Annotated in this window: 10 protein-coding genes; 6 read left to right on the top strand and 4 right to left on the bottom strand. The window is 40.0% G+C overall.

Annotated features, from left to right (window positions below):
- Positions 1-89 precede the first annotated feature (89 nt).
- The 3 genes from FC36_RS00440 to FC36_RS00430 all read right to left on the bottom strand — a co-directional run bounded on the left by FC36_RS00440 (position 90) and on the right by FC36_RS00430 (position 3,065).
- Positions 90-1,034: a diacylglycerol/lipid kinase family protein gene (locus FC36_RS00440; RefSeq protein WP_025020243.1), complete on the bottom strand. Its 945-nt coding sequence runs from the start codon at positions 1,032-1,034 to the stop codon at positions 90-92.
- Between the two features lie 140 nt (positions 1,035-1,174).
- Positions 1,175-2,851: a ribonuclease J1 gene (gene rnjA, locus FC36_RS00435; RefSeq protein ID WP_025020244.1), complete on the bottom strand. Its 1,677-nt coding sequence runs from the start codon at positions 2,849-2,851 to the stop codon at positions 1,175-1,177.
- 1 nt (position 2,852) lies between these two features.
- On the bottom strand, positions 2,853-3,065 hold the full coding sequence (locus FC36_RS00430; RefSeq protein WP_023858930.1) for a DNA-directed RNA polymerase subunit epsilon: 213 nt from the start codon (positions 3,063-3,065) through the stop codon (positions 2,853-2,855).
- A 189-nt stretch (positions 3,066-3,254) separates the two neighbouring features.
- On the opposite strand from FC36_RS00430, the gene FC36_RS00425 reads away from it, so the two are divergent.
- Positions 3,255-3,725: a hypothetical protein gene (locus FC36_RS00425; protein WP_025020245.1), complete on the top strand. Its 471-nt coding sequence runs from the start codon at positions 3,255-3,257 to the stop codon at positions 3,723-3,725.
- Between the two features lie 39 nt (positions 3,726-3,764).
- On the opposite strand, the gene def is transcribed toward FC36_RS00425, so the two are convergent.
- Complete coding sequence (def, locus tag FC36_RS00420; RefSeq protein ID WP_025020246.1) at positions 3,765-4,325, bottom strand: peptide deformylase; 561 nt, start codon at positions 4,323-4,325, stop codon at positions 3,765-3,767.
- 93 nt (positions 4,326-4,418) lie between these two features.
- Here def and FC36_RS00415 point away from each other — a divergent pair, with 93 nt between their 5' ends.
- The 5 genes from FC36_RS00415 to FC36_RS00395 all read left to right on the top strand — a co-directional run bounded on the left by FC36_RS00415 (position 4,419) and on the right by FC36_RS00395 (position 12,382).
- Entirely contained in the window at positions 4,419-4,694 is a 276-nt protein-coding gene (locus FC36_RS00415; protein WP_025020247.1) for a UPF0223 family protein, read from the top strand.
- Positions 4,695-4,708: 14 nt separating this feature from the next.
- On the top strand, positions 4,709-5,485 hold the full coding sequence (locus FC36_RS00410) for an inositol monophosphatase family protein (protein ID WP_025020248.1): 777 nt from the start codon (positions 4,709-4,711) through the stop codon (positions 5,483-5,485).
- A gap of 113 nt (positions 5,486-5,598) precedes the next feature.
- Positions 5,599-7,440, top strand: coding sequence for a translational GTPase TypA (gene typA, locus FC36_RS00405; protein WP_025020249.1), 1,842 nt, complete (start codon positions 5,599-5,601; stop codon positions 7,438-7,440).
- Between the two features lie 130 nt (positions 7,441-7,570).
- On the top strand, positions 7,571-8,827 hold the full coding sequence (locus FC36_RS00400) for an FtsW/RodA/SpoVE family cell cycle protein (protein WP_051527925.1): 1,257 nt from the start codon (positions 7,571-7,573) through the stop codon (positions 8,825-8,827).
- 123 nt (positions 8,828-8,950) lie between these two features.
- A complete protein-coding gene (locus FC36_RS00395; protein WP_056986648.1) occupies positions 8,951-12,382 on the top strand; it encodes a pyruvate carboxylase in 3,432 nt (1,143 codons plus the stop codon).

Below are 12,382 nucleotides of genomic sequence, written 5' to 3'. Positions count from 1 at the left end.
TCAATAGAAAATAACCTTGTTGCATTTTTATCGGCAACAAGGTTATTTTTTAAAGATTTTAGATTATATCATAGTTACAATTGAGTGGGTTAACTTTGTGAGGAAAACCAAAATGGGTAGTAATCAATTTCAAAATTTAGGTCATAGTAACGATTGGATTCCTCTTGTCCGTCGATTTCTCCAAATTCAAGGGAGTTAATGATGAGATGTGCACGTTTACTGGTAAATTGTTTGAGAGAAGGTAATCTAACATGTTTGTTCATACGGGCCATTAGTGCTAAAAAGAGAAATTTGAAGATATTCATCTTTTCAGCTACTAAGAACTCCAACTGCCCATCGTTAGCGTGACCCAAGGGTACCTGTAGGTGAGTACGTGGATCAAAGCAAGGTTGGTGAGTGTGGACACTTACCAGGTAAGCTTTCTTGAAAAATTCGTATTGACCATTGATACGTAAAGTAACCGAGAAACTTTCCTGGTTCATATAAGTCTTAAGTAAATTATATAAATAACCGATTAATCCGAGATGCAATTTGTTAAAAAATAAATTTTCTTGGGCATTAAGACTAGCAAAATAAGCTTCCAGTCCGATGTTGTAGCTACTTAAAAAATAACCTTCAGTTTTATGGGTTGTTTCTATATAACTGCCGATATCATAGTTGATAGCTTGTTGGGTAGTTATAATTTGCTTGAAAGCAGTTGAAGGGTTGAGAGAAATTCCCATATTTTTAGCAAAGGAATTATTTTTACCAGCCGGAATTAAGGCCAATGGCAATTGTCTTTGACTGTGTTTTTTCAGGGCGTTAAGACTATCATGTAGGGTGCCGTTTCCCCCAATCACCAAGCAAATCGTTTGCTCAAGTTGATAATCAGTTTTTTTGAGGAAAGAGCGCACTAAAAAATCAATATTATGGTTACATAAGACCGCTTGATACATGTAATTGCCACTTTGTAAAAGGGGTTCAATCTTTTCCCAAGTTTTTTGACCTAGACCGTGATTGGCCTGGGGGTTAACAATGATAAAAAATGATTTCACGGGTGGTTAGGTATCTAGGTGATACCACTCCTCCTTTCTAGCGTAAATACTTCCTTTAACATTATAGCGAAAAAACATGAAAAAAGAAGTAATTATTAGAAATAATTAGAAAAAACCAGCAACGTGGCTGGTTTTGAAATTTATAAAGTAATCAACATTGGTAAAATCATGGGGTGACGTTCGGTTTGTTCGAATAAGAAAGCCTGTAAGTCATTTATGATAGCTTCTTTTAAAATTGCTTCTGAAACCCTATCGGCCTTTAAAACTCGGTTAATGGTTCGAAATAAGCGACGTCGTCCATGATTGATTAATTCCCCTGATTCACGCATATAGATAAATCCACGAGAGAGGAGATCTGGTCCGGCTAAGATTTCGCGTTTTTTCATATCAATGGTTGCAACGACTACCACTAAGCCTTCTTCTGAAAGTATACGCCGGTCGCGTAAGACGATATTACCGATGTCACCGATTCCGGAACCATCAACATAGACATCACCGGCTTGGATGTGCCCAGCTACGCGAGCTGAGTCCTTAGTAAGGGCTAAAACGTCCCCATTTTCCAAAATGAAGGAATTTTCTTTTGGTACGTCACATTTTTCAGCTAATTCAGTGTGAATTTTTAGCATTCGGTATTCTCCGTGAACAGGCATGAAAAATTTAGGTTTCATTAAACGAAGCATTAGCTTTTGTTCTTCTTGACCACCGTGACCGGAAGCGTGAATATTGTTAACTTTTCCGTGGATAACAGTCGCACCGGCTTCTTCCAATTCATTAATCACCTTGTTTACACTTAAAGTATTCCCAGGAATTGGTGAGGAAGAAAAGACTACCGTATCACCAGGTTGAATGTTAACCTGACGGTGAGTTCCGTTAGCAATTCGACTTAAAGCAGCCATTGGTTCACCTTGCGAACCAGTACATAGAATCATGACTTGGTTCGCAGGTAGACTATTGATTTCGCGGGCATCCACTAAGGAATCATCCGGAATATCAAGGTAGCCTAATTCTCGTCCATTAACAATCGCAGCTTCCATGGAGCGTCCAAAGACGGCAATTTTGCGACCTTTAGCGATAGCGGCTTCTGTAGCTTGTTGGACTCGAGAAATATTAGAAGCAAACGTGGCAAAGATAATGCGACCTTCAACTTCTTCGAAAATGCGACGAATAGAGCGTCCTACCCAACGTTCAGACTTAGTGAAGTTTGGTACTTCGGCATTGGTTGAGTCAGATAGTAAACATAAGACACCTTCGGCTCCTAACTTAGCCATTTTTTGTAAATTAGGTGGTTGATTTGTCACAGGTGTTAAGTCAAATTTGTAGTCTCCTGTAGCAACAATCGTTCCAGAGGGAGTCCTAATAGCCGCTCCTAAAGTATCAGGGATGGAGTGTGTCGTGCGGAAAAATGAAACACTGGTTTTACGGAACTTCAAGACGCTATCTTCGTTAATTTCATGAAGTTCAGTAGTTCTCAATAAACCGTGTTCCTCAAGCTTGCTTTTAATTAAAGCTAAAGCTAAGGGACCAGCATAAATGGGCATGTTAACTTGTTTTAAAAGATAGGGAATCCCACCAATATGGTCTTCATGTCCGTGCGTAATCACCAATGCTTTAATCTTGCTTTGATTATTGATGAGGTATTGGTAATCAGGAATTACGTAATCAATTCCCAAAAGGTCATCTTCAGGAAACTTAATTCCCGCATCTACCACGATAATTTCGTCTTGGAATTGAATGGCGTAAGTATTTTTTCCGATTTCCCCCAAACCACCTAAAGCAAAAACGGCGGTTTCGTTATTTTTTACGTTCAGCTTTTTCATATTAAAGCTCCGTAATCTTGAAGTTAGGGCTTTCCTTTTCGTAATTTAAAGTATCTTCGTCTAAACCTTCAATGAATTCCACATTGTATTCAGTTTTAGATTCTACTAAAAGGCGCGCGTTGACTTTGCTATCTGTATCTAAATATAAAACCTCAGTATTTTCACGGCGAGGATTAATCCGTTTGCTTGGTTGGTAGTAAACTTTAAAAATCATGTCTAGTTAAAAACTCCTTTAAAAATATGGTTTTAGGCTAAAAGCCTAGGTCCGCACGAGTCAAGTGACTCCACAATGTTAATTTTTATTTTAGCACAGTTTAGCTATTAAGTATAGAAGTTAGCTAAAAAGATGGCATCTCTTGTAAAAGATAGTATAATAAAATTAAGAAAATGTGGGGTGGTAAAGATGCAAGCAGTAATTGCGCTGGTTTTGGTGGGTGTCTTCGTTTTTTGGTTAATAACCGTCTGGCGAGTAAAAAAACGCAAGCAATCCTTATTAATCATTAAGGCTCAAAGTAGACAAGAAACAATTCCCGCAGTGGAGCAAGCTTTTGTGGCGACAATTGCTCAGCTCAACATGGAAAGGGACGTTTTATCTTCTTTAGCTCAAAGTCAAGATGTTGCTAAGATCTGGGGGCTACGGGTTTTGGCCTTCGAATTTGAGTGTGAGGTGTCTCCAAACTTTGAAAAACATCTCACGCAGTTTAGCGAACTTCTTGAAGCACAACTTAAAACACAAAAAGTTGCCATACCTGCTTTTAAGAGCTTTGCTTTAACCGATATTTGGCTACGTGACGGGAGGTTACATTTTGATGTCGCCGAAAATAAAAATGAAGATACTGCTGCCTACATTCGTGATGTTAAACGCGTAGATTAGAGTAAAGAAAAAAGACCGCCAAAGCGGCAGTCTTTTTCTTTATTCAAGAATTAACATATCTTTAGGTGCTTGCAAAGGATTTTCCTTGTTAATGTGATCGTAGAAGAGAATTCCATTTAAGTGGTCAATTTCGTGTTGTAACACAATAGCAGGGTAATCGCGGAGACGTTCGATGTGCTCATTGCCATCGAGGTCGTACCAGCGCACCTTAATACGATCGTGACGGGGTACATAACCCGGCACTTCACGGTCGACAGATAAGCAACCTTCACCTTCGCCTAAGGCCACCATTTGGACGGATTCACTGAGGATGGTTGGGTTGACTAAGACGTCTTTGAAAATTGGTTCATCGCCGGCTTCAATTCCGGGAATCAAAACCGCCGTCATGCGGATTGATTTGTCAATTTGAGGGGCGGCTAAACCAACGCCAGCACGTAAGTGGTATTTAGCCGCGATTTCTTCATCTTGGCTATTTTCAAGAAATTCCATCATTTCATGGGCGGTTTGCTTAATCTCATCACTGAGTGGGAAAATTAGCTTTTCGGCCCGTGCCCGCAAGGTAGGGTTACCTTCGCGGATAATATTGTCCATTGTAATCAAAGTAATTACCTCCCGTTTTTTCTTCTCAATCATAGCATATTTTCATAAAAAATGTGAGTAAATATACTTAAGTAATTTAAAGGAGTGATTTTTATGACAGACAGTTTTGCATATCCCTTGCGTCCCGAGTGGACCACCGCCGAAATTATTACGGTGAGCGCTTTTTATACCGCAGTAGAAAAAGCTTATACACAAGGCATTAATCAAGAAGAATTTATGACTAAGTACCAAGCCTACCGGCAAGTCGTCCCCGCAATCATGGATCAAAAGCAACTAGATCGGGAATTTTTGGAAAATTCAGGTTTTAGTATCTATCAAGCGACGAAGGTAGCCCAAAGTAATACGAAGAAAACTCTACGGTTAAGTTAGAAAGAGCGACTTTTATGAAAGAAGATTTTCAAAAAATTAATGCGCAAATTATTATCATGATGAAAGCAGGACGAAAAAAAATCCTCGCTAAACAAGCTAATCCGAATGTAGCCACTAAAAGCTCGCGTTTAGATTTGGTAACTGACATCGATCGAATGATTGAAAAGTTTTATGAAAATGAAATTCACCGTCATTTTCCCGCTGCTAAAATTTTAGGGGAAGAAGGCCTCAGACAAGAGGGAATGTTAGAGTATTCGGGGTTATTTTTCGTCATTGATCCTATTGATGGCACTATGAATTTTGTAAAACAAAAAGAGCACTATGCTAGTATGGTGGCGGTTTATGCTGGAGGCCAGCCTGCATTGGCCTACATTTATGACATTGTTAATGATAAGCTTCTTTCTGGTGGTCCGGCTTTAGGTGGCGTTTTTTGTAATGGTGAGAAGATTACAGCGCCCGCAGATTTACCGTTAAGTGAAGGTTTATTTGGGGGATCGTGGCCTATGGTGATCAATAATTATCATGGTGTGCAAGCAGCCATTAAGCAGAGTAGTGGTTTGCGTATTTACGGTAGTGCTGGCATTGAATATCTACATGTCATTTTAGGTCAATGTGTTTGTTATTTATCGCATTTACGTCCCTGGGATTTTTTACCGGGAAAAATTTTAGCAGAAAGCTTGGGCTTAAGCGTGGTAAATATTGACGGCAGTGAGGTAAATGTGTTATCATCAAATGATGTATTAGTGGCGCCAAAGCGTGTGTGTGAAGAAGTTTTGCAGCTTCTTTCATAAAGACCAAGGCCCGCCTGAACTTGCTTTCAAGTGATTCGGCGGGGATTTTTATAAAAAATAGTGAAAGCACGTTAGGCAGCCAAAAGTTCTGAATATTGAAAGGAAGAAAAACAGTGAAAACACGTGATGACATTCGCAACGTTGCGATTATCGCTCACGTTGACCACGGTAAAACAACCTTGGTTAACGAATTGTTGAAGCAATCAGATACTTTAGATGAACACATGGAAATTGGCGATCGGGCCTTAGACTCCAATGATATTGAAAAGGAACGTGGGATCACTATCCTTTCCAAGAACACCGCGGTTCGTTACCAAGGTAAGCAAATCAACATCTTAGATACTCCAGGACACGCCGATTTCGGTGGGGAAGTGGAACGGATTATGAAGATGGTTGATGGAGTGTTATTGATTGTCGATGCTTTTGAGGGTACCATGCCACAAACGCGTTTTGTGTTAAAGAAGGCTTTAGACCAACACTTAACCCCAATTGTAATTATTAACAAGGTTGACCGTCCGGGTGCTCGTCCTGATGAAGTAGTTGATGAAGTACTTGACTTATTCATCGAATTAGGGGCTGACGAAGACCAATTAGAATTCCCAGTGATTTACGCTTCAGCAATGAATGGGACTTCATCACTTGACTCTGACTTGGCAACCCAAGAACATACTATGGATCCAATCTTTACCACAATTTTGGACACAATTCCAGCTCCAGTGGATAACTCAGACGAACCATTGCAATTCCAAGTGGCCATGCTCGATTATAACGAATTCGTTGGTCGGGTTGGTATTGGTCGTGTCTTCCGTGGAAAGGTTAAGGTTGGGGACCAAGTTACCGTTATGAAACTTGACGGTTCTCAACAAAACTTCCGGGTTACAAAACTCTTTGGTTTCTTTGGTTTACAACGGGTTGAAATTGAAGAAGCTAAGGCCGGTGACTTAATTGCCGTTTCCGGAATGGAGGACATCTTCGTTGGGGAAACTGTTTGTCCGGTTGATAATCCAGAAGCTTTACCAGTTTTACGGATTGACCCACCTACTTTACAAATGACATTCATGACTAACACTAGTCCATTTGTTGGTCGTGAAGGTGATCACGTGACAGCGCGTAAGTTAGAAGATCGTTTGAAGATGCAATTGCACACAGATGTTTCCTTACGTGTTGAAGATACAGAATCTCCAGATGCTTGGGTGGTTTCTGGTCGTGGGGAATTACACTTATCTATCTTAATTGAAACTTTACGGCGTGAAGGCTTCGAGTTAGCCGTATCTCGCCCTAAGGTTATCTACCGAGAAATTGATGGGGTTTTATCTGAACCGTTTGAAAGTGTAATTATTGACACACCAGATGAATACTCTGGGGCAATTATCGATTCCATGGCTCAACGTAAGGGTGAAATGACCAACATGGAAACTGGTAACAACGGTCAAACACGGATTACTTTCTCAACACCAACGCGTGGTTTGATTGGTTACGACAACCAATTCTTATCGATGACACGTGGTTATGGAATTTTGAACCATACTTTTGAAGAATACAAGCCAGTGATTCGCAACTGGGAACCAGGTCGTCGTAATGGTGCCTTAGTTTCAATCAACCAAGGTAAAGCAACGACTTACGCGATTATGGGGATTGAAGGTCGTGGTGTGATTTACGTTGATCCAGGTACAGAAGTTTATGAAGGGATGATTGTCGGACAATCATCACGAGAACGTGATATTTCCGTTAATATTACTAAGGGTAAAAACATGACAAACGTCCGTTCTTCTAACAAGGACCAAACTGCCACGATCAAGAAGCCAACACACTTGACTTTGGAAGAATCCTTGGAATTCTTAAATGAAGACGAATTGTTGGAAATTACGCCAGAAAGCATCCGTTTACGTAAGCGTATCTTAGAGACCAACGCGCGTGAAAAGGCAGCTAAGGCGGCTAAACGTGCTAATAGCTAAGACTTTTAAAGAAAACCGTTCTCAATATGAGAGCGGTTTTTTTGTGGTGGGAAGATACTGGCTTATGATATACTTAAAAAAGAGTCTAATTTGACGTAAAAGAGATTGATAATGTAAGGTGTTAAAATTTATGAAACAAATTAAACCGGATTTCAAACGTGTTAAATATAGTGATTTTTGGCTCATTGGAATGATGATCATTTTAATGTTTATTGGTCTGGTGATGATTTATTCTGCCAGCTCGGGTCAATTAGCTTTGGCGAAAGAATCACCGACAACTTATTTAAGAAAACAAGCAGGATGGATGGCAATGTCTTTGGTAATTTTTGTTATTGCCTCGTATCGTCCTCAAAATTTTCGTGGGCGTTTTCCACTTAACTTTCTTTTAGTTATTTGTCTGACGGCTTTACAATTAGGGTTGGATCTTATTGGTCCACGAATTAATGGGGCAGCTGGTTGGGTTGCCCTGGGACCTATTAGTTTTCAGCCTGCTGAATTTTTAAAACTGATTAATGTAATTTATTTTGCAGAAGTTCTACTAGGTAAAAGTAAAAATATGAAATGGTTAACCTTAGGGATTTTTGTTATGCAAATGATTGCTATTTTAGCGGCCCCCGATTTAGGCGGATTGGCAATTAATTTGATGATTTATCTAGTTATGTTAATAGCTGCGCTTAAAATTATTTTTCGCTGGCGCTTTATGTGGGGAGTAATTCCGGTGATTATAATGATTTATATTGCGACTTATATTGCATCGGTGAAAAAGTTCGTGCCATTTATCCCAGCTTACCAAGCTGAGCGCATCAAAAATTTTACTAATCCTTTTGACTATGTGCAAACTTCAGGTCGACAGTTAGTTCACTCCTATTATGCTATTAGCAATGGTGGCTGGACGGGTGTCGGTATTGGCAATTCGATTGAAAAGCAAGGATATTTGCCCGAACCATATACTGATTTTATCTTGTCTATTATCAGTGAAGAATGGGGGGTAATTGGGGTAAGTCTGATTTTATTACTTCTTGCGGGACTCATTTGTCGCATTATTATTCTGGGTTCACGCACCAGAAGTCTCTATAATACTCTAGTTTGCTATGGGATAGCCACCTTTATTTTTACCGGAGCGGTTTTTAATATCGGTGGAATGTTAGGAATGCTGCCTTTAACTGGGGTGACGTTACCTTTTATTTCTTACGGAGGGTCGAGTTTGTTTGTATTAACGTTGAGCCTTGGAATTGTTAATAAGATTGCGATTCAAACTAAATTAGGTGAAGATGAGCTTGAACAAAGAGAAATATTAAGATCGCTTCGCCCTCAAGGTACTCAAATGTCAGTAAAACGTCGGCCACAAAGACCGGTTAACCCGAGTCAAGGACCAACACGACGTTAGAAATAAATACTTCTTAGTAGGAGAATTTATTTTGCTAGGACTACAAGAAGATGAGTTTATAAATTGAATTGTAAAGGAGGTGTAGGGTAACTTATCATTTTTTTGGTAAGAACCCTGTGAACGATGAAAAAAATTTTAATTGCTAATCGTGGCGAAATTGCGGTCCGCATTATTCGTGCCTGCCAAGAGCTAGGTTTACCAACTGTAGCGGTTTATGCTAAGGAAGATGAGTACGGAATGCACCGTTTTAAAGCAGACGAAGCTTATCTCATTGGGGAAGGGAAAAAACCTACAGAAGCCTATCTCGATATTGATGAAATTATTCGGGTAGCGAAACAAACCGGTGCGGATGCAATTCACCCTGGCTATGGTTTCTTATCTGAAAATGCGGAATTTTTAAAGAAATGTGTTGCTAATAATATTACCTTTATTGGACCTGATTTAAAACACCTCGAAATTTTTGGAGATAAATTAATTGCTAAGCAAGCAGCTCATGCAGCTGGATTAAAGACTATTCCTGGAAGTCAAGATCCGGTTAAATCTGTCAATGATGTTCGTGATTTTGGAAGAAAACATGGTTACCCTATTATGATTAAAGCTGCTCTTGGTGGTGGGGGCCGAGGAATGCGAATTATTCACAGTGAGGCCGAACTAGCGGAAAGCTATGATCGGGCTCGGAGTGAAGCTATGCAATCATTTGGGGATGATGAACTCTATATTGAAAAGTACTTGGTTAACCCTAAGCACATTGAAGTACAAATCTTGGCTGATAGGTATGGCAATACCTTACACCTTTTTGAACGTGATTGTTCGGTGCAAAGACGGAACCAAAAAGTGATTGAATTTGCTCCTAGTGTCTTACCAGATAAACGTCGGCAAGAAATTTGTCAAGCAGCTGTAACTTTAGCTAAAAGTGTGGGTTATTACAATGCGGGAACGGTTGAATTCTTAGTTACAGATGATGATTTTTACTTTGTAGAAGTTAATCCTCGGATTCAAGTTGAACATACGGTAACGGAAATGATTACTGATATTGACATTGTTCAAGCCCAAATTCAAATTGCTGCAGGAAAAAATTTATTTACTGAGATTGGTTTACCACACCAAGTAGATTTGAGTTACCGAGGAGCAGCTATCCAATGTCGGATTACAACTGAAGACGCGGCGAATAACTTTTTACCAGATACTGGAACGATTGAAACCTACCGTTCACCAGGTGGCTTTGGAGTTCGGTTAGATGGGGGAAATGCCTACACTGGAGCGGTTATTACGCCTTACTTTGATTCCTTATTAGTCAAGGCTTGTGTACATGCGTTGACTTTTCCTGATACTGTGGCGAAAATGCGTCGGGTTCTACAGGAATTTCAAATTCGGGGGGTTAAAACTAACATTACCTTTATGGAAAAAGTGTTAGAAAATTCTGAATTTATTAACGGGAAAGCCACTACAACCTTTATTGACCAAACTCCTGAGCTTTTTCAAGCTACAGAGTTGGAAGAAGAGGAAAAAGAACAAGATAGATTCATTGATTATATCAGTGATGTTACAGTAAATGGCTTTCCAGGTGTTAAAGCACGACCAAAATTAGAAATTCCTGAAGTCCACTTTGAAACGGATTTTGTTAGGTTAAATACTACACCAACAGCTAAGGATATCTTGGCCCAAGAAGGCGCTGAAAGCATGGTAGCTTGGATTAAAAATCAAGACAAAGTGCTCCTAACAGACACGACTATGCGGGATGCTCACCAAAGTCTTTTTGCAACACGGATGCGAACAAAAGATATGTTGCCAGCAATTGAAAATTATGAAAAAGCTTTCCCTAAACTTTTCTCGGCTGAAGTTTGGGGAGGTGCGACCTTTGACGTGGCTTATCGTTTCTTGAGTGAAGACCCTTGGAAACGGTTAAAGACGATGCGTAAAAAAATGCCACACACACTCCTACAGATGCTTTTACGGGGGTCTAACGGGGTAGGATATATGAACTATCCTGATAATGTTTTGCAACGCTTCATTGAGAAGGCTGCTGCTGATGGGGTAGATGTTTTCCGAATTTTTGACAGTTTAAACTGGATTGATCAAATGGAAAAACCACTGGCGTTTGCTCGGAAGACAGGTAAGATAGCTGAAGGGGCGATGTGTTACACTGGTGATCTTTTATCGCCAAATGAAACGAAGTACACCTTGGATTACTACCGTCACTTAGCAAAGCAGCTAGTTGATGCTGGGGCACAAATTGTAGCGATTAAAGACATGGCTGGTCTTTTGAAGCCACAAGCAGCCTTTGAATTGGTGGGACAATTAAAGACGGATTTGGATGTGCCGGTTCATGTCCACACCCATGATACGACAGGTAATGGGGTAGCTACTTTGGTGGAAGCAAGCAAAGCTGGTGCTGATATTGTAGACGTTGCTTCTTCGGCCTTGGCAGGAACCACGAGTCAACCAAGTATGGCGTCCTTCTACTATGCTATGGAAGGCAATGTAAGGCAACCAGAGCTAGCAATTGACAATATCGAAAAGATTAACCAATATTGGTCACAAATCAAGCCACTTTACAAAGATTTTTCTAATAATGTGACAGCACCACAAACGGATATTTACCAAACTCAAATGCCGGGGGGACAATACTCTAATTTGCAACAACAAGCGAAATCCTTGGGGATTGACAACTTTGAAGTTGTAAAGAGGAAGTATCAAGAAGTTAACGAGCTTCTCGGTAATATTATTAAGGTAACCCCTAGTTCCAAAGTGGTAGGTGATCTAGCCTTATTTATGTTACAAAATGATCTAAATAAAGAAACTATTTATGAGAAGGGGAAGACAATAGATTTCCCTAAATCAGTGGTAGATTTCTTTGCCGGTGATTTAGGTCAACCGGTAGGTGGTTTTCCAACCGAACTGCAAGCACTGGTCTTAAAAGGTAAACAGCCAATTACGGTCCGGCCAGGTAGTCTAGCACAACCCTACAATTTTGATGAAGGTAAGCGAGAATTAGAAGAATTTTTGAAACGTCCAGCTAGCGAAGAAGAAGTATTATCTTATGCTCTGTACCCTGAAGTATTCAAGACTTATATTACCAACAAGCGGCGTTTTGGCCAAATCCAGCGTCTAGATACGACCACTTTTTATCAAGGAATGCGAGTTGGTGAAACTATGCACTTTGAAATGGGGCCAGGCAAGACTATGTTGATTACTCTGGATTCAATTTCTGAACCTGACGAAAAAGGGATGCGTAATATGTTCTATTCTGTTAACGGTCAAGTCTTACAAGCCACGGTGAAGGATCAAAGCCAAAAAGTTACTGAAAATGCGATTCCTAAGGCAGATTTGAGTGATGAAAGTCAAATCGCAGCTACTTTAAGTGGATCGGTCTTGAAAGTACAAGTTCAAGAAGGTGAAAAGGTCAAGTTAGGCCAAGAATTAATTATTACTGAAGCCATGAAGATGGAAACGGCGATTAAAGCCCCATTTGCTGGGATAGTAAAACGGATTTATGTTAAAAATGGTGATACGTTGGCGAGCCAAGACCTCTTAATGGAAGTTCAAAAGGATTAG

This window comes from Ligilactobacillus equi DSM 15833 = JCM 10991, from assembly GCF_001435735.1.
Classification (GTDB): Bacteria; Bacillota; Bacilli; order Lactobacillales; family Lactobacillaceae; genus Ligilactobacillus; species Ligilactobacillus equi.
Note: the sequence above shows the minus strand (reverse complement) of the source record. Positions and strands in the feature narration are given on the sequence as shown.